The sequence below is a fragment of the Brenneria uluponensis genome (genome assembly GCF_032395385.1).
Taxonomy (GTDB): domain Bacteria; phylum Pseudomonadota; class Gammaproteobacteria; order Enterobacterales; family Enterobacteriaceae; genus Prodigiosinella; species Prodigiosinella aquatilis.
Genome location: NZ_CP135917.1, coordinates 2,255,810 through 2,282,446, shown reverse-complemented (window position 1 = coordinate 2,282,446; position 26,637 = coordinate 2,255,810). Strand labels below are relative to the sequence as shown.

Annotated in this window: 27 protein-coding genes and 1 pseudogene; 15 read left to right on the top strand and 13 right to left on the bottom strand. The window is 49.5% G+C overall.

Annotated elements, in window-relative coordinates; genetic code table 11:
* Positions 1-77 precede the first annotated feature (77 nt).
* From sctL to RS889_RS10400, 9 genes are all read right to left on the bottom strand, one after another.
* On the bottom strand, positions 78-683 hold the full coding sequence (gene sctL, locus RS889_RS10440) for a type III secretion system stator protein SctL (protein ID WP_315710621.1): 606 nt from the start codon (positions 681-683) through the stop codon (positions 78-80).
* A gap of 67 nt (positions 684-750) precedes the next feature.
* On the bottom strand, positions 751-1,362 hold the full coding sequence (locus RS889_RS10435) for a serine kinase (RefSeq protein ID WP_315710988.1): 612 nt from the start codon (positions 1,360-1,362) through the stop codon (positions 751-753).
* A 4-nt stretch (positions 1,363-1,366) separates the two neighbouring features.
* Entirely contained in the window at positions 1,367-2,146 is a 780-nt protein-coding gene (gene sctJ / locus RS889_RS10430) for a type III secretion system inner membrane ring lipoprotein SctJ (protein WP_315710619.1), read from the bottom strand.
* 9 nt (positions 2,147-2,155) lie between these two features.
* Complete coding sequence (locus RS889_RS10425; protein ID WP_315710618.1) at positions 2,156-2,521, bottom strand: EscI/YscI/HrpB family type III secretion system inner rod protein; 366 nt, start codon at positions 2,519-2,521, stop codon at positions 2,156-2,158.
* 79 nt (positions 2,522-2,600) lie between these two features.
* Positions 2,601-2,807, bottom strand: coding sequence for a type III secretion system major pilin HrpA (locus tag RS889_RS10420; protein WP_315710987.1), 207 nt, complete (start codon positions 2,805-2,807; stop codon positions 2,601-2,603).
* Between the two features lie 119 nt (positions 2,808-2,926).
* Complete coding sequence (locus RS889_RS10415; protein WP_315710617.1) at positions 2,927-3,934, bottom strand: sigma 54-interacting transcriptional regulator; 1,008 nt, start codon at positions 3,932-3,934, stop codon at positions 2,927-2,929.
* Between the two features lie 270 nt (positions 3,935-4,204).
* The gene (locus tag RS889_RS10410; protein ID WP_315710616.1) at positions 4,205-4,846 is read right to left on the bottom strand and encodes a response regulator; all 642 of its coding nucleotides are present in this window, start codon (positions 4,844-4,846) and stop codon (positions 4,205-4,207) included.
* A gap of 35 nt (positions 4,847-4,881) precedes the next feature.
* Positions 4,882-6,354: a PAS domain-containing sensor histidine kinase gene (locus tag RS889_RS10405; protein ID WP_315710614.1), complete on the bottom strand. Its 1,473-nt coding sequence runs from the start codon at positions 6,352-6,354 to the stop codon at positions 4,882-4,884.
* 165 nt (positions 6,355-6,519) lie between these two features.
* A complete protein-coding gene (locus RS889_RS10400; protein WP_315710613.1) occupies positions 6,520-7,065 on the bottom strand; it encodes an RNA polymerase sigma factor in 546 nt (181 codons plus the stop codon).
* Between the two features lie 325 nt (positions 7,066-7,390).
* On the opposite strand from RS889_RS10400, the gene sctW reads away from it, so the two are divergent.
* The 12 genes from sctW (at position 7,391) to sbmA (ending at position 19,439) form a co-directional block, all read left to right on the top strand.
* Positions 7,391-8,533: a type III secretion system gatekeeper subunit SctW gene (sctW, locus tag RS889_RS10395; protein ID WP_315710612.1), complete on the top strand. Its 1,143-nt coding sequence runs from the start codon at positions 7,391-7,393 to the stop codon at positions 8,531-8,533.
* A gap of 9 nt (positions 8,534-8,542) precedes the next feature.
* Positions 8,543-10,648 carry a type III secretion system export apparatus subunit SctV gene (gene sctV, locus RS889_RS10390; protein WP_315710611.1) on the top strand — a complete coding sequence of 702 codons (2,106 nt, stop codon included), beginning with the start codon at positions 8,543-8,545 and terminating at the stop codon, positions 10,646-10,648.
* Positions 10,649-10,659: 11 nt separating this feature from the next.
* Positions 10,660-11,589 (top strand): FHA domain-containing protein, encoded by a 930-nt coding sequence (locus RS889_RS10385; RefSeq protein ID WP_315710609.1) that lies wholly within the window; start codon positions 10,660-10,662, stop codon positions 11,587-11,589.
* A 3-nt stretch (positions 11,590-11,592) separates the two neighbouring features.
* The gene (gene sctN / locus RS889_RS10380) at positions 11,593-12,972 is read left to right on the top strand and encodes a type III secretion system ATPase SctN (protein WP_315710986.1); all 1,380 of its coding nucleotides are present in this window, start codon (positions 11,593-11,595) and stop codon (positions 12,970-12,972) included.
* Entirely contained in the window at positions 12,959-13,420 is a 462-nt protein-coding gene (locus RS889_RS10375) for a type III secretion protein (RefSeq protein WP_315710607.1), read from the top strand. Before sctN ends, RS889_RS10375 begins: the two co-directional genes overlap by 14 nt.
* Positions 13,417-13,938, top strand: coding sequence for a type III secretion system HrpP C-terminal domain-containing protein (locus RS889_RS10370; protein ID WP_315710605.1), 522 nt, complete (start codon positions 13,417-13,419; stop codon positions 13,936-13,938). Before RS889_RS10375 ends, RS889_RS10370 begins: the two co-directional genes overlap by 4 nt.
* Positions 13,935-15,017, top strand: a complete 1,083-nt coding sequence (locus tag RS889_RS10365) for a FliM/FliN family flagellar motor switch protein (RefSeq protein WP_315710603.1) — start codon at positions 13,935-13,937, stop codon at positions 15,015-15,017. The genes RS889_RS10370 and RS889_RS10365 overlap by 4 nt, the downstream gene beginning before the upstream one ends.
* A complete protein-coding gene (gene sctR, locus RS889_RS10360; protein ID WP_315710601.1) occupies positions 15,014-15,667 on the top strand; it encodes a type III secretion system export apparatus subunit SctR in 654 nt (217 codons plus the stop codon). Before RS889_RS10365 ends, sctR begins: the two co-directional genes overlap by 4 nt.
* A 7-nt stretch (positions 15,668-15,674) precedes the next feature.
* Positions 15,675-15,935: a type III secretion system export apparatus subunit SctS gene (sctS, locus tag RS889_RS10355; protein WP_315710600.1), complete on the top strand. Its 261-nt coding sequence runs from the start codon at positions 15,675-15,677 to the stop codon at positions 15,933-15,935.
* Between the two features lie 7 nt (positions 15,936-15,942).
* The gene (sctT, locus tag RS889_RS10350) at positions 15,943-16,740 is read left to right on the top strand and encodes a type III secretion system export apparatus subunit SctT (RefSeq protein ID WP_315710599.1); all 798 of its coding nucleotides are present in this window, start codon (positions 15,943-15,945) and stop codon (positions 16,738-16,740) included.
* Between the two features lie 21 nt (positions 16,741-16,761).
* The gene (gene sctU, locus RS889_RS10345; RefSeq protein ID WP_315710598.1) at positions 16,762-17,844 is read left to right on the top strand and encodes a type III secretion system export apparatus subunit SctU; all 1,083 of its coding nucleotides are present in this window, start codon (positions 16,762-16,764) and stop codon (positions 17,842-17,844) included.
* A gap of 338 nt (positions 17,845-18,182) precedes the next feature.
* Positions 18,183-19,439, top strand: coding sequence for a peptide antibiotic transporter SbmA (sbmA, locus tag RS889_RS10340; protein WP_315710596.1), 1,257 nt, complete (start codon positions 18,183-18,185; stop codon positions 19,437-19,439).
* A 104-nt stretch (positions 19,440-19,543) separates the two neighbouring features.
* On the opposite strand, the gene RS889_RS10335 is transcribed toward sbmA, so the two are convergent.
* Positions 19,544-20,623, bottom strand: coding sequence for a TQO small subunit DoxD (locus RS889_RS10335; protein ID WP_315710594.1), 1,080 nt, complete (start codon positions 20,621-20,623; stop codon positions 19,544-19,546).
* 455 nt (positions 20,624-21,078) lie between these two features.
* Positions 21,079-21,238: pseudogene (locus RS889_RS10330) on the bottom strand (ABC transporter permease); the annotation flags it as partial.
* Positions 21,239-22,066: 828 nt separating this feature from the next.
* Between RS889_RS10330 and RS889_RS10325 the strand changes: the two are divergent.
* The 3 genes from RS889_RS10325 to RS889_RS10315 all read left to right on the top strand — a co-directional run bounded on the left by RS889_RS10325 (position 22,067) and on the right by RS889_RS10315 (position 24,187).
* Positions 22,067-22,702 carry a hypothetical protein gene (locus RS889_RS10325; protein ID WP_315710592.1) on the top strand — a complete coding sequence of 212 codons (636 nt, stop codon included), beginning with the start codon at positions 22,067-22,069 and terminating at the stop codon, positions 22,700-22,702.
* A 217-nt stretch (positions 22,703-22,919) separates the two neighbouring features.
* A complete protein-coding gene (locus tag RS889_RS10320) occupies positions 22,920-23,588 on the top strand; it encodes a hypothetical protein (protein ID WP_315710591.1) in 669 nt (222 codons plus the stop codon).
* A 212-nt stretch (positions 23,589-23,800) separates the two neighbouring features.
* A complete protein-coding gene (locus RS889_RS10315) occupies positions 23,801-24,187 on the top strand; it encodes a hypothetical protein (RefSeq protein ID WP_315710589.1) in 387 nt (128 codons plus the stop codon).
* A 322-nt stretch (positions 24,188-24,509) separates the two neighbouring features.
* On the opposite strand, the gene RS889_RS10310 is transcribed toward RS889_RS10315, so the two are convergent.
* Both RS889_RS10310 and RS889_RS10305 read right to left on the bottom strand, forming a co-directional pair.
* On the bottom strand, positions 24,510-25,328 hold the full coding sequence (locus RS889_RS10310; protein WP_315710588.1) for an ABC transporter permease: 819 nt from the start codon (positions 25,326-25,328) through the stop codon (positions 24,510-24,512).
* A 15-nt stretch (positions 25,329-25,343) separates the two neighbouring features.
* The gene (locus tag RS889_RS10305) at positions 25,344-26,615 is read right to left on the bottom strand and encodes an ABC transporter permease (RefSeq protein ID WP_315710587.1); all 1,272 of its coding nucleotides are present in this window, start codon (positions 26,613-26,615) and stop codon (positions 25,344-25,346) included.
* Between the last annotated feature and the right edge of the window lie 22 nt (positions 26,616-26,637).

Below are 26,637 nucleotides of genomic sequence, written 5' to 3'. Positions count from 1 at the left end.
CGTCCCATAAGGAACCGTCCTGGATCGTTGTCCGTCGGGCAGTGGTTCGACTGCCCATTACCTCACTGTCCGGGCCATTATTCATGCAGTGGAATAACATCAGCCTTGGGCAATAATTGATCTACGGCCTGTTGCCAGCTCAGTGTCATCACGCCCTGTGGCGTGACCAACTTTAAGGCATCTTCCGCCAACGTATCATCACCGTTGAGCTTCCAGCCCAGATGGGCATGCTCATCCAACCACGCGGTAACGTCGGCTTTACGATGAGGATGACAGTACAGCATCCCACGACCTTCGCCGCCTTGAGTCCGGAGTAACTGGCGCAATAATGCCTGATGGCGCTGGGGATCCGGCACATCTGTCAACAATTGCGTCATGGCGTCAGCCAGAATTTGCCCGGCCTGAGAGGCCAGGTACGCTTCCATCTCATCCCGTTCCTGTTGCCAGCCGCGCAGGATGTCATCCGCCTGCCGCCAGAATTGTTGCTCCGCCTGTTCGGTCGTGCGCAAGATCACGTCCTGCGCTTGTTGGCGGGCATCCTCAATCAGCTCTGTCGATTGCTGACGCGCTTGCGCCAGCACATCCAGACCGAGCCAATGTTGTTGCAGTCGTTCAGCTTTGATTAACCCGACGTCCTCGGCATCCATTCCGGCAACCAACGTCAGTTTTCTTCTGGTAAGCATGATAATTCCTCTCCCCGGCTTATTCCGTTGTAGGCAATGTTTCCCGGTATCCGTCCCGGCAGGTTTACTACATCGGCGATGGCGTGATAAATGCCGCGCTATCGCTGACTTTCCAAATAATGGCCTCACACAACGTCGTTATCCGCGCGGCGGGTAAAACGCCAATTTCATGCTGTTCGGCCTGCTCACTTACGATTCGTGGAAACAGCAACCGCAACCGGGACCAGCATGCCGCCGGATAGTGACTACGCAGGATGCAAAGTGCATCGCTATCCCGCCGGGTGTTAAACAGTAAGGTATCCGGTAGCCATAATCCTGGTCGCAGCGCTTTCGCCAACCTCCGACACCACACCGATACGGATTCAGACAACCGGTTCTGCGGCTGTTCACGGCATACAGTGGCAATCAGGATCAGCACCCATTGGCGCTGTACAGGATGCAGTGCGGCCAGGTGTAACAACTTCTGTTCCGGCCATGTCGGAAAATCGTCAGGCACCGTCCGTCGCGAGCGCAGAAGATGGTGATAGACCGGCGCAACAGACGTCAGCAAAGCGGCTTCTCCGGCACTCGCTCCCGCGGCATGCCAACTGTTATCCGCCTGTAATCCACAGCCGTAGGCCCACCACTGCACCCATGCCAGACGGTCTTGCGGTGTTATCTCGTGGGTATCTGGATTCATCACGTTACACTCCCTGTGGTGGGGTCGATTTTTTCTGTTCCTGATGCTGAATCCACCAGGGTTTACCAATCAACCAGCCCAATGCGCCAATGACTGTCAGGATCAACAGGGTGACCACCCACTGCAATTGCGCCATCTCTTGCGGGGTAAACTGAAATGGGCCGAGAGATATCATAGGAATATGATCAATGTACGGCTCGGCAGGAACGAACACGATGGCTAAATCCTTATCACTTTTTCCGGACAAGCCCGGGATACTGCTGGCCACCATCCGACGAATACGCGGCTCAATGCTGTCGGGCTCCAGCTCAGGACGATATTTGATAAACACGGCGGCGGACGCCGGTTGGATAGGCTCTCCCGGTGCAATACGCTCTGGAAGTACCACATGCACACGAGCGACGAGAACGCCGTCAATCTGTGTCAGTGTGGATTCCACCTCCTGAGACAATGCATAGATATAACGGGCGCGTTCTTCCAATGGCGTCGAAATCACCCCACTTTTCTGGAACACTTCCCCCAGATTGGTTCTGGCCTGACGAGGTAATCCGGCGGCACTCAGGATATTTACTGCCCGATCAATGTCTTTTCTATCAATAAGAATGGTGACGCCGGTTTTATCCAGGCGTTTTTCTGCCTCAATGTGATAACCCCCCAGCGTGGCAATCACTTCATTGGCATCATTTTCAGACAGGCCGCGGTGTAGTTCCACCTGGTCACCACAGCCAACCAGTAGTAGGGCCAGCAGCAGGATAAGGCATCGATTCAGAACGGATTTACTCATGGGAGGCCACTATTGTAAGTTGGTCAGTTTTTCCAGACTCTGCACGCTTTTCGCCACCACCTTCGCGTTCATCAGACTTTCCAGATAGAAAGAGGACAGCGTCCGGGTGGCATCCATAACATCTTTCGGATTGTTGGTACTGACACTCTTTCCGACCTGACGCTCGGCGTGTTCCAGCAAGTTATCCAGATTATTGGATTTTTCGACCAGCGTGTTTACCCAGGATTTATCAGCAGCAGATGGCATAACGTTTGATATCGGGTTCAATGCCGCACTGAACCAATTCACATCAGCCGATGCCGGAACATCCAGACTGCGTGGTTCACCGTCATTTATCACTCCCTTGAATGCATTGACATGTGTGATTTTCATCATGGATCTATCCCTTGCCGATGGAAGTTTACCTTTGTAATAACCGGGGGAATCCCCCCGGTAGTCGACTACCTGTAGCACATCAGAACTGAATGGCTTTCGACGCTTTCTGTCCTGAGTTCATCGCTTTGCTGGCAGAGTCCATCTGGCCATCGGTAATAGAGCTGATGGCGTCGGTTTTCATTTTCTGTGATTGAGCAGCCGTGGTCATTGCGGTGGTTTCCGCCATGGTTTTGTCCAGGGTCGCCATGGAAGCCATTGAAGCTGCATTAGAAAGTCCCATCATAATATGTATCTCCAGATATCAATTGGTTATGTTAACTACGTTGGTTGAACACTTATCGACTTACATCGTTATCGTGTTCATCCATTAAGTAGGAGATACCACGTCACGGTTCCGACCTATTGTCAGTTTTTTTCGTTGCCGGTCAGAATGGTCCTGCATGGCGTGCAACCGTTGGCAGATCGCACATTCAACAGTTTGATCCGGTGATAGAGCGTTCTTTTCGGGATGCCCAGTTCTGTCACCACATCATCAATACAATGACCATTACGCATCAGAGCGTCCTGGATCAGAAATTTCTCGATGCGGCGCAAGCGCTCTTTCAGCAAAGGGTGATGTTGTGCTGAGGTTTCCATGACCATCGGCAACGGCGGCAGGCCCAGCACCCAACGCTCTGCCGCAGCCTTAAGCTCACGGATGTTGCCTTGCCAACTATGCGTCAGCAGGCGTTCATGGACGGAAACGGGTATCGGTGGAGAAGACCGTTTCAGGCGGGCAGAGGCTTCTCGAGTGAAGCGTTGAAACATCGGCAGGATGATGTCGATACGCGAACGTAGCGTTGGAAGCTGAATTTTGACGGTATCCAGCCGGAAATAAAGATCACGACGAAAGCGGCCCTCCTCCACCAGCTTTGACAAAGGTGTCTGGGTGGCGACAATAACCCGCATATCCACGGCTTTAAACTGGGTGCTACCCAGACGTTCAATCCCCCGATTCTCCAAAACACGCAACATTTTTGCCTGTAGTGTCAATGGCATACTGTCTATTTCGTCCAAAAAAAGAATACCTTTGTCAGCCGTTTCCAGATAACCGGCCCGGGAACGGTTGGCGCCGGTATAAGCACCGGAAACCACACCAAACAATTCACTTTCCGCCAGACTTTCCGGAATGGCGGCACAATTCACTGCCACCAGCGGGCCACTACAACCAGACAACTTATGAATGCGACGCGCCAAGGTATCTTTGCCGGTACCGGTTTCCCCCTCCAGGACGATGTCAACATTTAGCGGGGCGATATCATTGATAAGGGATAACAATGTGCCGTGGATATCCTCTCGTGGGTATTCAAAAAAAGGCTCATGGGGTAAACAGTGAATCTGCGGCTTCGGTTCACTGTAATTTCTGACATTCATGACAACTCCTGTACCCTTTCGGGTTATCCTTAACAGATCTTTTTTTACTAATTAATCATCGTGTTACATCATTATGGCCATTAGCATTATTTAACGGTAATTTACGATATACATACATTTCTTACTAAAAGTTAATGAAACTAATAAAGCATTACCGTCATTGCCGTGACGAACCATCAGCCAACGGCTGAAGTTACAGTAGGAATTTCGGATATGGACGGTAGGGAAATCCTTACACCGTGAACAGGAGTCATCATGATTGCGCGGCGCTCAAGGGACCAAACGCCTACTCAGTGCGTATTTCACAATATCGGCATTGGTGATAAAACACATTTTTTCCATTAAACGCGACTTATGGGTACTCACGGTTTTATTGCTGATAGTTAATGCTTCAGCAATCGCATTAATCCCCATTCCCTGCGCCAGCATGATCATAATCTGGTGCTCTCGGGGCGTCAGTCTTTCATCCCGGCCACCATCACGGGTATTTGTGTCTGAAAACACGATCTGCTCAGCAATGGTGTGATCGATATAACGCGAACCCTGGGCCACTCGTCGGATAGCGGACAGTAGGGTTTCCGGGTCCCTATCTTTCGTAATGTAACCCTGGGCTCCACTTTTCAGCACTCGAAGGGCAATTTGAGGTTCGCTATACATACTCAGCACCAGTATCGGCAGCCGCGGATACTGCGCCGCGATCCGAATAATCAGCTCTTCACCACAAATACCCGGCATACTCATATCCAACAACAATAAATCTATTTCGCTGCTACGCAGCTTCATCAACACCTGTGACCCGGTTCCCGCTTCGGCAACCACTTCAAGCAAGTGATCCAACGCGAAAATTTGTTTCAGTCCTTCACGCATAATGGCGTGATCATCGGCAATCATTAATCGAATTTGTTTGCACATTATATAATCATCTCCAAACCTCAATGCCGCTACACTTAACGCAAGCCCGCACTCTGCGGGAAAGTCAGGCGAACCAATGTTCCCTTATCAACGCCGCTTTCAATCACCACTTCGCCACCCAGCATTCGCCCACGTTCTCTCATCCCCATCAGACCAAATGCGTGCGGCTTTCTGACCGAGGTGTCAAACCCGTCGCCATTATCCTGCACACTCAGCACAATCAGACCTTCACGATTTTCCAGCGTAATTTTCACCTGACTCGCCTTGGCATAACGGGCGATATTGGTTAGAGATTCCTGCACAACTCGAAATGCCGCCGTGGCGCATTCATCGTTCAGCACCACTTCCGGTTCCGGTGCCTGAAGTTGGCAGTTACAGCCATATTGACGGATAAAATCATCCCGTAGCCATTCCAGCGCCGGCGTCAACCCCATATCCAGTACGTTGGGTCGCAGGCGGGTGACAACATTCCTGACCACCTGAATGGTCTTATCCGACAATGTCATCAGATTTTGTAATTGTGTGAGTAGATGTGGATTATCTTTTGCAAACTGCATTCGCATTAATGACAACCCCATCCGCATGGAAGTCAGGTGCTGCCCCAGTTCATCATGGATTTCCCGGGCAATATGCTTACGTTCATCTTCGCGGGAAATCTCGCGCTGTCGCGCCAGCAACCGCAGTTGCATGTGTGAGTCCTCTAGCTTCTTTTCGGCATAGCGAATGGCGGTAATATCCCGGCCGACAGAGAGGATCGAGACCAGACGTCCGTCTGGGTTAAATTCCGGCACGCAGCTAATATGATAAATAACATGATGTTTTTCATCGATATTCCCAATGTCCTCCGTCAATTCCCCTCCAGCACTACTTTTTGTTTCCACCACCAGTTGCACCAGTTGAGTAATCCGTAGCGCACATTTGGCGTTGGGTAGCAGTTCCGTCATCTGACGGCCATACAACTGCTCTGCCGCAAATCCCAGATGGATCAGCGCGGCAGGATTGGCATATTGACAGTTCAACTGCGGATCAAAACGAATAATGACATCCGGGCTGTTTTCAACCAGCGCCCGAAATTCCTGTTCCCGTGCATAGGCCAACTGCTCGATATGTTTACGCTCACGGATATCCCTGACGACACACATACTGTATTTTCGGCCTTTATGTCTGAAATGATTGATGCTGACTTCAACTGGAATAATCATCCCATAACGGGTTTTATGCTGGGTCTCAAAGGATAAACCCCGTTGCCAGGTTCTGGGATCACTCCAACTACGGTGTGCCAACTCGTTGTTCCAGCTCGGGTCGATATCCTGAACACACATATGATGAAATTCATTACGGCTATAACCCAGGATGCGGCAGGCCTCATCATTGGTATAACAAAACTGTTCCAGCTCATTGACGATATAAATGGCATCTTTGATACGGCTGAAAGCAAAATCCACCAGTTCAAGCTGGGGAACACCGTCCGGGGTTGGTGTTTGCTGAGAGGTCGGTGTATATAACATAGCCATCTCCTTGCTATCGCTGAGTCTGCCTGTATCAGAGAATTGCTATCGGTACAGGCAGAACAGGAAAACCACAGGATCCCCCATTAAGAAGATTACCTGCGACCGTGTGATAAAACTGACTGACAGGTTTCCTTCAACTCCTTTTTTGTGTCAGGAATGAAGTTAGGCATCTACCGCTTGACGGAGAAAATGTCTGGCGCGGGATAGTCGCGAACGTACAGTGCCAATCGGGATATTCAACATGTTGGCGATATCCTGATAACTGACATCAGAATTTATCAGCATCAGTAACATTTTACGGGTTTCTTCCGGCAGTTGAGCCGTTGCCGCAACAGCCCTGTCCAACGAATAATCGCATTCGACAATACGACTCGGATCAATATCGTTGGACAGAAACTCCAGTATTTCATCACCCACCTCATTGGCACGGGTACGGGCTTGCTTGAAATGATTACGCACCAGGTTGAGAGCAATACCAAATACCCAGGTTTCAGGACGTGAGGCACCAGCGAACTTCTCGCTGTTTTTTAACACTTCCAGATAGGTCATTTGCTGTAAATCTTCTACATCCTCACGGTTAGACACACGCTTACGAATGAAATTATGCAGTCGCTTACCGTGCTGTCGAAATACCTGTTCCCAATCCACATTCTTAATAGGGGTATATATCTGACACGGCTCAATTTGTTTCAGTGTGGTGGTTTCCATTTTGCTAACTCTCCCTCGTTATGACCTCATTGGCATGAGCGAGATAGCAAAGCGTATGCCACGCTCTTAATTCAAATTAACTAATTGTTTTAAAACAAATTTATATTTTAGTTTTTACATTTTAATGCAAATTTCAGCCAGTAAAAAAAGACGATATTGCAAGAGTTTGCAGTGCCGTAAATTAGAAAGTATTAGCATGATCACTATGTTACTGGCCGTGATTTATTATTTGCGATGCAACTATTTTTAACGGGAACCACATTTTCCTGCCCACCACATAACAGCACATCGTTGCAGTACAGTCTGATTCAGGCAGGACAGGAAAATGATCACGATCCCCAGCATTTCTTCCGCACTCAACACGGGTTCCACGCCAATTACTCATGATGTGGATAACCAGGAATCCGTCACTACACCAGAAAAAACCAGCGCGCCTCATGTCACTCACGCCGCGTCTTCCCTACATGATTCAATGGAAGAGGTATCCATGACCTTTGGCGAACAGGTAGAAAGAAAAAGCAAAGCCTTAAACCGCCGACAAATCACACAACCCGAAAGCCGACTTGCCGCCAATGTTGAGCGCATCGAAAAATTGACGGAATTGTTCCATCTATTGGAGAACCCAAAACAGCCGACACTGGATCAACAAATCCTTCAGATGAAGGCACTACTCAACCAGTCTGAACCCCCTACGGTAGAGGCTATCATCGCGACAGCCGGAGGCGATGCCGCCCGCGCTGATATCGTGTTGCGCCATGTGATTAATCAGACGCAGACACAAGATGCCACACTTTCGGAAACCGCGACCCACAGTCTGACACAACTACATCAGGAAAAAGGTCCGGAAGTCCGCGCTGGTTTGAACACCGCCGCGTCGATTTCTCTGTTCAGCACCGATCCGAACCATAAACAGGCACTACGCGAACTCTACTACCAGAAAATTGTTCATCAGCAATCCACCAGTTCACTGTTGGATGCTCTGTTAGAGCGCTTTGATTCTCAGCATTTCGCCGCTGGACTGCGCACCTTACAACGGGCGCTGGCAGCCGATATCGCCTCGCTGGCACCGTCCATTTCCAAATCGATACTGAGCAAAATGCTGGGCAATCTGAATGACTCGCGTCACCTGAGTCATACGTTGTCATCCAGCCAGAGTCTGCTATCACGCCTGGCGGCCAAGTTGCCGGATTGCACCCTCAACGCGGTGGAATTAACCCGGCGGTTGATTGGGTTAAGTGCCAACGGGGCTTACGTGCGTGACTTGCATAATCTGGGGCGGGAAATCGCCGGTCAGGACCCGCACCGACAGGTTCTGTTTTTCAATGCACTACTGCCGCTGATCAGCGAACTACCGCATCCGTTGTGGCGCGACAGCAAAAATCGCCAGACCGCGCTGCAATTGATTAAGGGCTTAATTGGGGATTTTGCGCAGTATGAAAAACAGATGAATGACCGGGCAGCGAAATAAGGAGGATGCATGAGCCTACTGATCTCCTGGCTTAACCGCATCGCCATTAGCGCCATGCAACGTTCCGAGATCGTTGGCGCCGTCATTGTGATGTCGATTGTTTTCATGATGATCATCCCGTTACCAACCGGACTGATTGACGTGCTGATCGCCTTAAACATCTGTATGTCTTCCCTGCTGATTGTTTTGGCGATGTATCTACCCAAACCACTGGCATTTTCTACGTTCCCGGCGGTATTGCTACTGACCACCATGTTTCGACTGGCTCTCTCCATCTCTACTACTCGACAGATCTTGCTACAACAAGATGCTGGGCATGTGGTGGAAGCATTCGGTAACTTCGTGGTGGGCGGTAATCTGACGGTAGGGCTGGTTATCTTTCTGATCCTGACCGTCGTAAATTTTATGGTGATCACCAAAGGGTCAGAGCGAGTCGCTGAAGTGGCCGCTCGTTTTACCCTCGACGCCATGCCCGGTAAGCAGATGTCGATTGATAGCGACCTGCGCGCCGGCCTGATTGAAGCCCATCAGGCCCGGCAACGCCGCGAAAATCTGGCCAAAGAGAGCCAGTTGTTTGGGGCGATGGACGGCGCCATGAAGTTCGTTAAAGGGGATGCCATCGCCAGCCTGGTGATTGTGTTTATTAACATGCTCGGTGGTTTTGCTATTGGCGTGCTGCAAAACGGCATGGCCGCCGGTGATGCGATGCATATCTACTCGGTACTGACCATTGGCGACGGATTGATCGCCCAAATACCGGCATTGCTGATCTCACTGACCGCCGGGATGATTATCACCCGCGTTTCTGCCGATGGGCAGAAAGTAGATAACAACATTGGCCGAGAAATTGCCGAACAACTGACCAGTCAGCCCAAAGCCTGGATTATTTCTTCGATCGGCATGTTTGGTTTCGCACTGTTGCCAGGGATGCCAACGATGGTGTTCGCAGTTATCAGTCTGGTTTCCCTCGGCAGCGGGCTATTTCAACTGTGGCGGATCAAGCAAAGCGGGTTGCAGGCTGACAGCCTGCTCGCGGCAGATAACCTGCCCGCCGAACAGAATGGCTATCAGGATTTACGCCGTTTTAACCCAACCCGTGCTTATCTGCTGCAATTTAATCCAGTGTTCCAGCACGCGCAGGCGGCCGCATTGCTGGTACAAGAGATCCGCCGTTTGAGAAACCGACTGGTCTATCACTTTGGCTTTACCCTGCCGTCATTTGATATCGATTTCAATCCCACGGTGCCAGAGGATGAATTCCAGTTCTGTGTGTACGAAATCCCGCTGCTACGCGCGACCTTCGGCTCCCGGCACGTCGCGGTAGAAAAACGACTGATACCGGAAGCGCAGCAGGACGACACCATGCATCCCGGCATTAACGCGCGCGATGAGCACCACTGGCTATGGCTGGCCCCCGAGCATGACTTGCTGCGACAGGACCCTCTACCGCACTGGGACACCAAATCCTTGATTCTGAAACGGATGGAAAACGCCATCCATCGCAGTGGTTCACAGTTTATCGGGCTACAGGAAACCAAATCCATTCTGGCCTGGCTGGAAGGCGAACAACCCGAACTGGCGCAGGAACTACAACGCATTATGCCGCTGTCGCGCTTTGCCAGCGTGTTGCAACGATTGGCATCAGAGCGCGTACCACTACGCTCGGTACGGCCCATCGCGGAGGCACTGATCGAAATCGGTCAGCATGAGCGGGATACCAACGCCCTCGCCGATTACGTCCGTCTGGAACTGAAGTCCCAGATTTGCCACCAGTATAGTCAGGACGACAACCTGTTTGTCTGGCTGCTAACACCGGAAACCGAAGAACTGTTACGTGATGCTCTGCGCCAGACACAGAACGAGACATTCTTTGCCCTGGCGCAAGAGTATGCCGCCACGCTACTGATGCAACTGCGTCAGGCGTTTCCGCCGATGGCGCCGCTGTCTGCCGTGATTCTGGTAGCACAGGATTTACGCAGCCCGCTTAGAGCACTATTGCAAGATGAGTTTCATCATGTGCCGGTGCTGTCATTTACTGAGCTGGAATCACATCTGTCGATTAACGTCATCGGACGTATCGATCTGCAAGAAACAGTCGAACCTTTTAGTGCATAGGAAGAGGAAAAATGTTTGAGCTACGTGTTCTGACCGGATTACATCGTGGAGCCGCGCTGCCGCTGAGCGGCGCTTCATGGCGTATCGGTTCCTCCGACGAGTCTGATATGGTGCTGTACGATCCCGGCATCAGCGCTAAACATTGCCTATTGGAAAGGCAGGATTCGGGGTGGACGCTGTATGCCGATGAAGGCCCACTGAGTAACAGTGAAGGTCACCAGATTGAACATCAACTGGCGCTGCAAGCGGGAACACCGTTTGCCCTGGGTCACATCTGGCTGTGCGTCGTAGACGCTGCCCTGCCCTGGCAGGAAGGAACGCCGTCTGAACTGCCGGATGAAGATGTCCTGCCACCACCGGAAACGTCACACCATGATCCGGTTCCTACCCTGTCTGGGCCAAAAGCCACGAAAAAAGCAGCGTTACCCTGGTGGGCCAAGTGCAGCTATCTGCTGCTGGGCGTACTGCTGTTCCTGATGGTGGGAAGCTGGATGTTGCAGGAAAGTGCCGCCATGCCTTCAGCACCGCCACCACAGGATACCCGGATGCCTATCGGTACACTGCCGCAGCTTAACAGCACGCTGAAGACCATGCTCAGTGAGCGGGATCTGTTATCAGAAATTGATACCCATCAGGAAAATAATCATGTGGTGCTGAGCGGCAATATCCGTCCTGCAATGCAGAAACGCCTGGAACGAATGTTGATGCAATTCCACCAACGCTATAACACCACCTTGCAAATTGATGATCACACCACGGTGAAGCTTGAGAAATTGCCCTTCCGCATCATCCAGGTCACCAGAGGCCCACAGGCCAATATCGTGACATCGGATGGCAGACGAATCTTTGTCGGTGATGAGGTGAACAATCTTCGTCTGGTCAGTATTGACGACCACCTGATTGAATTTCGTGGCCGGCAGCAAATTAAGGTGAACTGGTAAATGATGAGTCAGGAAACCGTGCGACATCTCCACTATCCGTTACTGGATAGCTGGCTAAGCCATCAACGACAGCAGTTGGCGCTGTATTCCCCGGTCAATCTTCAGGGGCGGATCGTTGGCATCAGTGGCATTTTGCTGGAGTCCAGTCTACCCCACGCCCGCATAGGTGATCTGTGCCTGGTGAAACGCAATGACGCAACGCAGATCCTGGCGGAAATCGTTGGTTTCAGCGCGGAAAACACCTTTCTCTCCGCGCTGGGCGCGCTGGATGGTATCGCTCAGGGCGCCGTGATTACGCCGTTGTACCAACCACATTGCGTACATATCTCCGATGCGTTGTTTGGCAGCGTGCTGGATGGATTTGGTCGCCCGCTGGAAGAAGGCGGCGCCAGTGCGTTTGTCGACCCCGGTGATATCTCGGTTCATTCCACGCCAGTGCTGGGCGATGCTCCGCCCCCTACAGAACGCCCGCGGATCAGTCAACCGCTGCCCACCGGAATACGGGCCATCGATGGTTTACTGACCATCGGTCGCGGCCAGCGTGTCGGCATATTTGCCGGGGCGGGCTGTGGTAAAACCACGCTGCTGGCCGAGCTGGCGCGTAATACCCCCTGTGACGCCATTGTGTTCGGTTTGATTGGGGAACGTGGCCGTGAATTACGTGAATTTCTTGATCACGAACTGGATGAGGAACTGCGCCGCCGTACCGTCCTGATCTGCGCCACCTCAGATCGCAGCAGTATGGAACGCGCCCGGGCAGCCTTTACCGCCACGGCTATCGCGGAAGCCTTCCGCAGCGAGGGAAAACAGGTGTTACTGATCCTTGATTCACTCACCCGTTTCGCCCGTGCTCAGCGTGAAATCGGCCTGGCGTTAGGTGAACCGCAAGGTCGCGGCGGATTGCCACCGTCGGTGTATACCCTGTTGCCACGGCTGGTGGAACGCGCCGGGCAAACTCGCCAGGGCGCTATTACCGCGCTCTACTCAGTACTGATTGAACAGGATTCGATGAACGACCCGGTGGCGGACGAAGTACGATCACTGATTGATGGCCACATCGTACTGTCACGCCGTCTGGCGGAACGTAATCACTATCCGGCCATCGACGTGCTGATGAGCCTGAGCCGCATCATGAGTAATATCGTCGAAAAAACACATAGCCGTGACGCCAGTACCGTGCGGCGGTTGATGGCGGCCTATAAACAGGTAGAAATGCTGATCAGGCTGGGAGAATACCAGCCAGGACACGATGCTTTTACCGATGCCGCCGTGAACGTTAATGATGAGATTAACCATTTTTTGCAGCAGTCCATGCGCGAACCATTGTCATTTGAAGATATTCAGGCCCAGTTAGCGGAGCTCAGTACCCATGCCACCGTCTAGTGTTATCGAAGAAGAAGCAGTAGATAGCGCCGCACAGGCGCTGAATGCCACCCTTAACCAGTTGATGCCGATCCGTCGTCAGCGTCTCAGCCGGGCAGAGCGGCAGTTGCGTCAGGAAGAACAGGAACTGCAGCGCATTGAACACGCCCTGCGGAAACATCAGCAACGCCTCGCGCAACAACAGGATAGCTACCAACAGCACCGTGAAACCTTCCGGCAACAAGCGGTAGGCAAAACCCAGACGCTGGAATCACTCAAAAATCAGTTGGAAGAAGAACAAAAACACATCCGCCAGGTCCATGCACAAATTTTGCTGTGTACTGACTGGCAGAAAAACTATCTGGCTCAACAGCAGCGGGTTAGCGATGCACGAGAAGGCACTCGACTGAATCAGAAAGCCGTGGAAAAACTGGAATTTTTGTTAACACTCAATCAGGAGCGCTTATGAATCACCGATTGTCATCCTCAAATGAGGCACCGCCGGGACGTATGCCACCACCCCGTCAGCCGGATAAATCTTCGCCAGCCAACAAAAATCATGCGGATATGGCGTTTTGGGAACCGCTCACCTCACCCCCGAGCTTTGAGCAACTGATTGCCCAACCGGCGCTGTTGGTCACCGAAAACCTGCCCGTATCCTCGATGGACACAGAAGGCAACGGTGCCGCTGACGCCACACATTCTGTGACATCGTCACTTTGGCAATCGTTGGAAACCGAACTGACTTCATCACTGAGAAACCTGCCCGGCGAACCGTTAGCATTTAGCCTGCAATTACCACAGCTCGGCGATATTGACGTGCGGATGGCATCACTGCGACCTAACGGCTGGGACGTTTCATTACGCTTTAACAAAGACACTTATGAACAGTTGAAGACCCGTCGGGAGTCTTGCCGCCGTTCATTGTCAGAAGCACTCGCCTGCCCAATCCACCTACAGTTTGAAACGCAGGGGGACGGGATATGAACTGCCAACCACTTAACTTGCCGCCAGTACGCTATCAGCAAGCGCGGGTTTATCGCCGGTTAGCAGCCGGTTATCGTTTTGCGTTTACGCTTGACGGTCAGCCCGGTGAGCTATGGCTAAATCTCGCAGAGACAGCGAATCTCTGCGGAACGGAAACCAGCTGGCATTGTGACCACGGTCGATTACTGCTGGACAGCGCCGACACCGTACTGTCTCTGTTTTCGTCCTGCCCAGCGCTACTGCCGGGATATTCCACTACAGCCGATGCCGAGAAGGATACGCGGGAGTGGTACTGGACACTTTACAATCACTATTTGAGCCCGGCGCTGCGCCAACTGTTAGGTGAGTTGCAGCCAACCTCTTTGCCCGCTGCCCAGCCAGATATCACGCTCTGGCTCGGCGTCAACCTGGGACCACACCAGGTGCGTAGCCGATTATGGATGGCTTCATCTTCATTACTGCGGCTGCTGGCGCAGCCCGGCTGGGTGCCTCAGCACCATCCACTGCCGACAGCACTGTGTCTTCACCATCCATTGATACTGGCAGAAGTGACGTTGCCCTACGATGACATTCTGCATATGGAACCAGGTGATCTGATTTTGCCACCCACACAATACTTTTCGCCGGAGGGCCAGGGTTCTGTGTTATTGGCTGGCTGGCGTTTATCCGGGCAACTCCAGATGGATGGTGGCGCGTCTTATCATTTTATCGTGACTGAACGTGAGGATTACCCCATGACTTCCCCTTTTAATGACGATGAGAATCCTGAAACCCCCATGGAAGATGGTGTATCTGACAACATGCCGAATAACCTGGATGCTGTCCCACTTCCACCATTATCTCTTACTCTAACCGTCCGCTGTGGACACCTGACCATGACCTTACGGGAATTACAGCGACTTGACCGTGGGGCCATCCTGACGCTGCAACACGCTATTCCCGGTGAAGCCATGCTGTATCACGGAGAACAACCACTGGCCTGTGGTGAACTGGTGGATGTGGAAGGACGACTGGGACTGAAAATTGAACGCTTGATGGGCATCCCTGACACACCGGTTGTACAGGAGCTGGCATCATGATCTCCGGTCAGTTCGATCCAGTGATGCTTGCCCTGTTCCTCGGCGCGCTTTCACTGATTCCGATGATGATGATCGTCTGTACCTGCTTTCTTAAAATCGCCATGGTGTTGATCATTACCCGTAATGCCATTGGCGTGCAGCAAGTGCCTCCCAATATGGCGCTGTATGGTATCGCTCTGGCGTCCACACTGTTTATCATGGCGCCGGTATTCAACGATATCCAGCAACAATTTCAGGACACGCCGCTGGATTTAAGCAGCATTGAAACACTGGAAACGACGCTCGGCAGCGGGATCACACCGCTACAAAAATTCATGTCACGCAACAGTGACCCGGACATCCTTGTCCATCTGCATGAAAACAGCATCCGTATGTGGCCGGCAAACATGTCGGAGAAAGTGAATACCCAAAATATGCTGCTGGTGATCCCGGCGTTTGTACTCTCGGAATTGCAGGCCGGATTCAAAATAGGGTTTCTGGTTTATATCCCTTTCATCGTTATTGATCTGATCGTTTCTAACGTGTTGCTGGCGCTTGGGATGCAGATGGTGGCACCCACCACCCTTTCACTGCCACTCAAGTTATTACTTTTCGTATTGGTGAACGGCTGGACACGTCTGTTGGACGGTCTGTTCTACAGCTATTTGTGAGTCTGCCGTGGAAACACTCAATCTGTTCAAACAGGCCATGATTCTGGTGGTGATACTCTCGGCCCCCCCCTTGCTGGCCGCGGTAATGGTCGGGGTACTGGTATCGCTGATACAGGCTGTCATGCAGCTTCAGGATCAGACGCTACCCTTTGCCGTCAAACTGGTTTCTGTCGGGTTGGTATTGGCGATGACCGGACGTTGGATTAGCAGTGAGCTGATTCAACTGGCCGTCATGGCTTTCAGCATGATTGAACACACCCACGTATGAGGTTGTTATGATCTCCACGATTGAAAGCATCTACCACTTTCTGTTCGCCATCACGCTGGGCGTCGCCCGCCTCTACCCTTGTCTATTTCTAATACCGATATTTTCCTTCACGGTGGTCAAAGGGATGTTACGCAATATTGTCGTAATAACACTGGCACTGGTACCCGCCACCGCCATTCAACAACAACTCATGGTAACTGACCTTAGTTGGTTGATATTGATAGGGTTGCTGCTAAAGGAAATGGTTGTTGGGTTATTGTTGGGGTCACTGCTATCCATGCCGTTTTGGATGTTTGAATCCGTGGGCGCACTGTTTGACAACCAGCGCGGAGCATTGATCGGCGGGCAACTGAACCCGGCGCTGGGCCGGGATGTCACGCCGCTCGGTCATCTGCTGAAAGAGACGTTTATTCTGCTGCTGATATTAACCATCGGCATCTCCGGCCCAATGCAAGTTATCTGGGACAGTTATCAGATCTGGCCACCCCTGCAATGGCTTCCACCATTGTCTGAGCAAGGATTTCACACCTATCTGGATCTGTTAAAAGAAACCTTCAGCCACATGGTGGTGTATTCCGGTCCACTGGTGGCACTGTTGTTGTTACTGGAATTCAGCATCGCCATGCTCAGTCTCTATAGCCCGCAACTACAGGTTTACGTGCTATCGGTACCGGCAAAATGCCTGGCCGGTATGTCATTCTTTATTGTCTATCTGCCAGTAGTGCAATTTCTTGCAGAGGGTCGAATTATGGCCTTGCCCGACCTGAAATATCTGTTGCCGCTGTTTTTTTCCGTTCACCCCTGAACAGAGTGGCAAGGAGTCAGTGTGAGCGAAAAAACCGAAAAACCCACGACCAAAAAATTACAGGATGCGCGGCGCAAAGGGGAAGTTGGCCAAAGCCAGGATGTACCAAAATTACTGATTTGCATCGGTCTACTGGAAACTATTCTGGCGCTGGCAGACCACAGCATGGGAAAATTGCAGTCATTGATGCAACTCCCTCTGGCACGTCTGAGTGACCCATTCGGCCATGCGGCAGAAGAAATTTTCAGTGAAGCGTTATCCCTGCTTGCTACGTTTTGCCTGCTTACCATCAGCGTAGCAGTGCTGTTACGTCTGGTCGGCGGGTGGCTCCAGTATGGCCCGCTGTTTGCGCCGGAAGCACTGCGAATTGACCTTAGTCGACTGAATCCCATCAACCAGTTCAAACAGATGTTCTCCATGCGAAAACTGACGGAGATGCTAACCAACATTCTAAAAGCGAGCACCATCGGCACGATATTTTATCTGGTCATTATCCCCGATCTGGAGTCACTGGCGGAGCTGTCTTACGGTGACCTGGACGGGTTCTGGCACGGTGTGGCGAAAATATTACACCACAGTGCACGCACCACCCTGACAGCTCTGCTGGTATTGTCCGCCCTGGATTTTGGCCTGCAAAAATATTTTTTTATGAAACAACAACGTATGAGTCATGAAGATCTCCGTAGTGAACATAAAGATTCCGAAGGTGATCCGCACATGAAAGGACATCGTAAGTCACTAGCGAATGAGATATTGAATAAACCGGCCACCCAGCGCCCCAAAGGCAAAGTTGAAGATGCGGACTTGCTGCTGGTCAACCCTACGCATTATGCGGTGGCGCTGTTTTATCGGCCGGGAAAAACACCGTTGCCTCGCATTCTATGTAAAGGGAAAGATAATCAGGCGAAAGAATTGATCACCCGCGCCCATCAAGCCGATATTCCGGTGATCCGTTTTGTATGGCTGGCCCGGACGCTTTACCATATTCCGGCCGGTAACTACATTCCCCGCGATACTTTACAGGCAGTCGCACAGGTTTACCGGGTATTACGTCAGTTGGAACAGGAGCAGAAAAGGGAAAAAGAGATTATTGAAATCGAGTAAAGCACAGGTAAATATCGATACCCCAAATAATTCGAGTTGCAGGACAGCGGCGAGAGAGTGAATCCCGATGAGCTTACTCAGATAAGTGATTCGGGTGAATGAACGCAGCCAACACACCTGCAACTTGAAGTATGACGGGTATATACGAAAAATAAATTACGTCGGCTGCGGTTGTCAGTATCACCCGCCTGATTGTTGCTTAATTTATCATCCACGGTCTGTAAAGAAATGATGGCACCGTCAAATATCGTTGCAATAAAAAACCTGCATGTGAATCAGATATCTGGTAATGAAAACAAATTAATGAAACAGATATTTCTAACAGGCAAAAGCGCGTTATGTTTAAATCTTTTTTTCCACATCCAAAACTGTTTTTTTCTTCCGCTTTATTTTGGACATTGCTGTCTGTTGTACTCTGGTATACATGGGGAAAACCATTAGGCAATAGCCTGTTGCATATCACGCAACCATTACCCAACAGTGCAACACGCTTCTGGTCACCGCCTTTTTTATGGTTTTATGGTTATTATCTGCTCAGTGTCGGTATTTTTGCCACCGGCTGGTTTGTTTTTTCGCCTCACCGCTGGCAGCGTTGGTCAATCCTCGGTTCCGCGCTGATCATCTTTGCCACCTACTTCTCTGTTGAAGTTGGCGTCGCGATAAACGCCTGGTACGTCCCTTTTTATAATTTGATTCAGAAAGCCTTGTCGACACCTCATGCGGTAGCTATTGGCAGTTTCTATCATGAACTGGGAATATTTCTCGGCATTGCATTAATCGCCGTGACAGTGGGTGTTATGAATATGTTTTTCGTCAGCCATTATGTCTTTCGCTGGCGTATGGCAATGAATGACTACTACATCTCTCATTGGCCACGTCTACGTCACATCGAGGGCGCAGCACAGCGTATTCAGGAAGACAGTATGCGCTTCGCCTCAACGGTGGAGGGGTTGGGTGTCAATCTGGTTCAGTCAATCATGACATTGATTGCGTTTTTACCCATATTGATTTCATTGTCATCCCATGTAACTGAATTACCCATCATCGGCCATATTCCCTATGCACTACTGATTGCTGCCATTATCTGGTCGCTGATGGGAACCGGGTTACTGGCGATAATCGGGATCAAACTGCCAGGACTGGAGTTCAATAATCAGCGAGTAGAGGCCGCCTATCGTAAAGAACTGGTGTATGGAGAAGATAATGAGGAGCGGGCAGCCCCGGTTACTGTGCGGGAATTATTTACTCACGTACGTAAAAACTATTTTCGTCTCTATTTCCACTACACCTATTTCAATATTGCGCGGGTATTGTATCTGCAAACCGATAATATATTTGGTCTGGTAGTCCTGTTGCCATCCATCGTTGCCGGAAGTCTGACGCTCGGGCTGATGACACAGATTACCAATGTGTTTGATCAAGTACGCAGTTCATTCCAGTATCTGATCAACTCCTGGACCACCATTGTCGAACTACTGTCAATCTATAAGCGTCTGCGCAGTTTTGAGGCAACAATTACAGATAGCGATGATTTCGTTCAGGATCCCAAAGATACGCCATCACATCAGATTGCTGACAACGTCGGAGCATCCTGACCATGACCCCGCGTCGTGGGGGTTGCCCATGACGCGGTTTCCACGTGTCAATGACCGTCGCGTAACCTCATATCTATTACAACGCCATCTGGTACGAGATCATCTTAGTGAAGCTCAACCAGTGCAGTGTAGTTTTTCCCTTCCACATCGGTAAATTCAACCGTGAGTGGTTTATGGTCATCCATGGTTAAATCTGCTGGCAGTGTAAGTGACCAATTGGCTTTGGATCCTAGCTGGCAACGTACTGCATAAGCCATTGCTTTACAGGTTGACCATGGTGCAAATTGATTTTTCAATGTCACTTTGGCTGGGTCTTTTAAATCCGCGGCCTGGTAGCTTATCAGCGTTTGTTCCTGTTGGATTAACGAAACCTTTGTCACATAGGCCCCTTGCGTATCTGGACCCGTTTTTATGTAAGTAGCGACCTGCAAGTGATGATCCATCAGGGTGACATTGGATAATGTAACTGTTGGGTGCGCATTATCCACACGGTGACCGAGCGGCGTGATAAGTGCTCCATAATTGTAACCGTAAAACCCAACAGCAAACACGATAGAGATGACTGCCATTGTCGAAGCGAATTTCATCACCTGCCTGGTTGTTAGTGGCAATGGCCCACTGGTTAACCATACCAACCAACGAGCACCGCTTCTCTCAATCATCGGCAGCAACAGTTGATCCACCGCGCACTTGCCACCGCCAGTGACCAGAACGACAGCCGACATGGCAAACCCACAGGCCGCCATGGTCCACTCATCCAGGCAGGTGGTTCCCATCCAGCCAAAAATGATCATTAAGGTCACCGACAGACCCAACCCGATAAAGGACATAAACCGAGTGGCAAAGCCGACGATCAATCCCACGCCCACCACCAGTTCAACCAGCGTGAAAAAGACTATTGCAATGTGCAGCAGCATTGGATGGGCCAGCAACCAATGCATTACACCAGAGAGATCAAATGCCATGCCCGGTGCAGCATGTACCAGCTTGTTAGCAAGATAAGCGGGTGATGTTGGATCCAACTTAGCCAGGTCATAAATCAACCTGCGACTCGCGCCGCCCCAGTAAGTCCAGCCGGAAACCAAACGAACGGCGAGCGCCATCACGCCCACAAGCTGCCAGAACAAAGGCGAAAGCGAAAGCGATTGGTCTGTAACCGGCTCCATCGTGTTAATTTTATTCATTGAGTACCTGCTGATTGAAAGGTTTAACCCTAAATAACGGCAAGTTGCAGAAAGACAGCAACACAGCGAACCCTTAGCGCTGACTCAAACAGGTGCCTGGAGTGGGCGAGGAAAGCCAACGCACCTGCAACTTGAAGTATGACGGGTGTGGTTAAATCGTAATTAATATAAAACACTTAATCATATCACTTTATTTTGACAGAAATCATGAAACAGGCCATTAACATACTAATTAAGTAACATATTATGTACAGAGATGTATTGTTAACAAATTATTTGATTACTCATCTTTTTAGGTAACAAAATATGTTTTTATGGTATGTGACTGCTACTGATGCAGCAGTTTGTATTGCTATTTTTGTTTTCTGACAATAACCACGTGTCATGGTGATTCCCCCATGACACGGTTTTCAGTTTTCAGTGACCACCACACACCAGCCCTACCGCGACCAGAACGCCCATGCTGTCGCCAATGGAGCAATCAGCAGGCTGTTTCCTGGCACATTACCACTCACTGAAATTGAAAAATTCGTGATACCAGCGTAAAGAGAACCTCGCCAGCAGGTAGCTGAGGAACGAACCGGCATTGAACGATAGTGGAACAATCGTAATGATGATAAGACTCGCTCGATGCAGTTCTGCAATAACCGTTGAGCAGCACACGGGTATCAAACAGTGGATACAGTAATTTTAGTGATGCGAATAGATCAATAACGAATTATACCATCGGTTATTATAGTCAGCTCAGTCCCCCATATAACGATGAATTAACATCAAATGAATCATAATGATTACATTGGAAAAACGCTAAAGCGTAATCAATTTCTATTGACTACTGCATACTGTAATATTTTAAAGAGATGAAGAATCATTAATTCAATTAGCAGAATAAAAGTTTTTTGTCTGTATTGTTATGTTGATAGTATCTAAAATGCTTATATTATTTCTCAGTTAAATAATTACTGACGTAATGAGTTAAAGAGTAACCTTTATTACTCCAGCCCACTTTTACTTACTAACAAAACCCAATAAGATATGATTATACATAGCAATAATAATCAACTTAATTAGAAGGCAAATAATTTTGAAAACAACAATTTAGGTTTTTATTTATAATAAAATCATAAATATAAGAAAAACCAAAAATATTGGGTAAATTATTTTAAAATGATGACACTGCTACGCATCTGTTTTTATAAATTCAAATAAATCACCAGCACATTGAATACATTGCATTTTTGTATAAAAAATATTTTAAATAAAAAAATAAATATGATTATTTCTTTTTTAAACAACAACAAACACGAAATTTATAAATAAAAAAATATACTTGCACAATAAAAAAAACAGACAATAATTACGTTATTCCGGAACGAAATGCCGTAGCCAATTGGCTCAAAATAACGCTTATTTAGTTCATACATACTGAAAGGAATATAAATTATGTCTTCCTATTCTATCTCTGTATTAAATTCCAGCGGCGCTCCCGCGAATGTTGCCATCTATCAAACTTACCCTAACCTCAAAACAGGCTTGCCCTTGGTATGGCTCCTGCAAACGGTCAACAATGGGAATACAAATAGCTACAATTGGTCAATAGATTGGGCTCTCAACTGGGGTACCACTGAACAGCCATTGGCACCTGGCGTTTTATGGAGTTCCGGTGGCCCCCTCCAGAACATGAATCCTACTGCTGCCGGAGGAAACAACGAGATGGGTGTGACTTACTCTAGTGGTCAGTTTCAAACGTCACCCACAGCGTTCTATGATCCGGAGGTGCCTAGCGGCAGCATGTTAGTGAAAACCGACGCATCATTTACTGTTTCACAATCACTGGCGATGAGCCTTGCTGTTTACATGAATTCTTTGCCAGCATTTGCCATGCAAGGCAAACCAAATGGGAATTTTTTATTTGATACACACCCAACCTATTGGATTTGCACCACAGACTCAAAACAAGGTGTTGCTGTTTCGGGAACATTTGTCAGTAGTCCAACACAGTTCTCCTTCACCGAAGGCGTAACTTCGTTGAAATTCAAACTCACTGATACTTTACAATTTGTTTTGCTGACGTCTTAAGGATCAGTAGCATTTTGTTCTCAGCCGTCGTTTAAGAAAACCAATCTGTTGTTTTCTACAGATTGGTTTTTCGAAATATAGTATTGAGCGTTGAGGAGTTCTCTTCAGCCCTTATCAAGAAGAAATTGATTTTCATTATTTGATCCCATTCATGGGTCATCACGTTATCCAGCAAATACTGCCGTCCATGCTTGCTGTTGAGAAGGAAGCGTCGATCATGACTTATTCCGTGAACGTAACTAATAGCAGTGGTGCACCACAGAATGTGGCCATATTTCTGGCTGATGCTTCAGACATTAATGAATTTTCGCTCGTTTGGTTAGTGACGACGATTAATAATGGTGGGAATTACTCGTTCAAGTGGGATCAAACTGATTTTGGATTAGGCTGGGGGAATACGTCTCAACCCGTTGATATCGGTGTTCTATTCACCTCAGGACAATCCCCAACACCCGTCTCTCCAACCACCGCAAATAGCAATAATGCACTTCCTGTTCAACACAATAATAACGGTTTTTTTTCTGGTACTCCTTATTTAAACCCAAATATTCACAACAAGTTAGAAATCACGACAGATGCCAGCTTTACCGTTTCCGCTTCATTGACAATGAGCGTTGCATTATATGTTGCCCAGTACCCGGCATTAGTCATGCAAGGTGCTCCAAATACCCGCTATTATTTCGATATTGCACAAATTTCATACTATCTAACAGTAACCGACCTTAAACAAGGCGTTATGCTGCCAAAGCTAAATACGCAACTCGATGAAAGCTCAATTATACAGTCAAAGTCCAGCTTGAGTACGCCGACTAAGATTGCATTCGGATCCGGGGCAATGGACTTGACATATATTTTGGACGGTACTTTGACTTTCTGCCAAACCTGACTTACGTACATCGATCATCGGTTGATTTTTAAAGAAGGGTGTCATGGAGACATTCGCGTCTATCGGATAATGACCGTAAATGATGATAGTTCAAAAATCTTTACGACACACTCGTCACCAATCGGTGGCAAAGGCAAAAGAAGCTGAAATGTTGCAACGAACGTCTTCGCTTGTTTTTACAGATTTTCATACACGAAAAAAAGGACACTAATATGATGAATATAAAATATTTTTACCACTACCTGACGACGGGCATGATCTTGGGTGCGTTCACCGCCTTGTCTGCCCCCGCTTTTGCTGTCGACCTGCCGTTCAGTGCCAACTGTACCAATTATGCAGCCATTCAGGTCGGGGCACCCAACACCGGCATCACATTCCGGAAAAACCCCAATAGCCCCGCGACCCGGGCTGCAACGGCGACAATCTTCAGGATCGGTGGACTCAATAACATCACTATCCCAGCGAACGTCTCATCGTGTTTCTACGCGGTGCAAGGCAACGACAGTTATTGCTTCCAGGCTTCCAACAACCCTGCTGCTTTTATGAATATAAACGCGGTCGCCAACACAAACACCGCTGCAGCGCCAAACTGCCAGTAGACCTATGGGCGGACCAGAGTACATTCTGGCACGTATCTGCTCAAATGAGATTTTGCAAAGTTTGAGGTGCCATCACGCGAAAACCGATGCTATTGAAAGTAAGATCATAAATGGAAGTAGAGGATTAAATTTTTTTATGACGTGAGTGTCTTCAATTATGTCAATAACATGAAGCCCTTTTCGAGCAAAGGTTTTGTTTTGTACCTTCTACAAAACGGGTGGAAACACAGGGATAACCGCTGATGCAGTTTGTATTGCTATCTTTGTTTTCTGACAATAACCACGTGTCATGGTGATTCCCCCATGACACGGTTTTCAGTTTTCAGTGACCACCACGCAACCGCTCCGTCCGGCGACGCAGAAGCTCCATCACCACCAACAGAATCAGTGCCGCCGCCACCATCAGCGAAGCGGCGGCGGCAATAGTGGGATCCAGATTCTCACGAATGCCGGCAAACATTTGCAACGGAAGCGTTCGCTGGCGTGGACTGGCTAAAAACAGCGTGACAACAACCTCATCAAATGAAGTGGCAAATGCAAACAGTGCACCGGAGAACACCCCTGGGGCAATCAGCGGAAATGTCACCTTACGAAACGCAGTCAATGGCGATGCGCCAAGACTGACAGCCGCCCGCGTCAGATTCTGATCGTAATTCTTCAACACTGCCATCACGGTGATCACCACAAAAGGCACACCCAGCACCGCATGAGCCAGCACCAACCCAACATAACTGTTAAGTAAAGACAGTTTGGCGAAGAAGAAAAACATGCCTACCGCCACGATGACCACTGGTGCAATCATCGGTGATATCAATACTGCCATCACCAACGATTTACCACGAAACTCGCCACGCACCAGCCCTACCGCAGCCAGAACGCCCAGTGCGGTTGCCAGCAATGTCGCAAATGGGGCAATCAGCAGACTGTTTCCCAGCGCATTCAACCACTCACTGGAATTGAAAAATTCGTGATACCAGCGTAAGGAGAATCCCGCCAGCGGGTAGCTGAGGAATGAACCGGCATTGAATGATAGTGGAACAATCACCAGTACCGGCACCACCAAAAACAGCAACATCGCAGCGCCATAGAAGTTAAAAAAGGTATTCCACAAACGGATAACCAGCGCACCCTGTTGTCTCATTTCCCTATCCTCCTGTTAATGCGCAGCCGCTTCTGCATTGGTACGGGTAACACGCATATAAACCACATACAACAACGTGACAATAACCAGCAACTGTGTGCCTAATGCGGCCGCCATTCCCCAGTTCATGGTGGTATTGGTGAAAAACGCCACGAAATAACTCAGCATTTGATCACCTGGTCCACCCAGCAATGCTGGCGTGATGTAGTAACCAATCGCCATCATGAATACCAGCAACGCCCCCGCCGTGACACCTGCATAGGTCTGAGGTATGTATACGCGCCAGAAAGCGATAAATGGATGCGCCCCCAGTGAAATCGCGGCTCGCACATAGTTGGGAGAAATGCCTTTCATTACGGCATACAGCGGTAACACGAAAAATGGCATCAAAATGTGAGTCATGGAGATATACACCCCTACCCGGTTGAAGACCAACACCAACGGGTGCTCAATAATGCCAAGTCCAAGCAGCGCATGGTTAATCAGACCGCCGGATTGCAGTAACACAATCCAGCTAGCCGTCCGAACAATCAATGAGGTCCAAAACGGCAACAGAACCAGAATCATCAACAGATTGGCCCGGTTAGTAGGTTGTTTCGCCAACCAGTATGCCAGCGGGTAACCCAGGCCAACACACAATAGCGTTACTACGCCAGCCATCAGCAAAGTGCGGAACAAGACAGTTACATAAAGCGCCTGATCGGCGGGTTGCTGCACGATTTTCTGCGTTTGCGGATCGACTTTATGGTCGAATACCGCCAGTAGGTAATAGCTGGTGAACGGCCTTGATGCCCGGGCAATGGTCTTCCAGGTGGTCACTTCGCCCCACAGGGGCTGGTTGGCAATTAGCTGGCCACGTATATCAGGAGTATCTTCCTGCGGTAGCTTACGCAGCGTCCGGCTAATCAACGTGCGGTACATCGAGTCTTCATACCCCAACCGTTTGGTGATGGTAGACACCTGCCCGGTGCTGCGCGCGTTGCGTAAATCCGTCACCAGGGCCTTGAACACCGCCTCGTCCGGCACGCTCTTGCCTGACCATTGCCGCATTGCGGCAATGGTGGAAGGCATACTGACACGGAGATCGGGGTTTGACACGCTTTTGCCCAGAATCGAGGTAATAGGGAAAAGAAAGCTCACCAGGATAAACAAGAACAATGGCGCAATCAGCAGTAGCGACCGTCTTTTATAGCGGGCTTGTGCCACACGTAATTGCTGTTTCAAACTGGTTGTTGCTTTTTTATTGCCTGATAGCGGCTCAACAGCCAACGTATCGTTCTGGGGCATAAGCTATATCTCCTTGTTATGT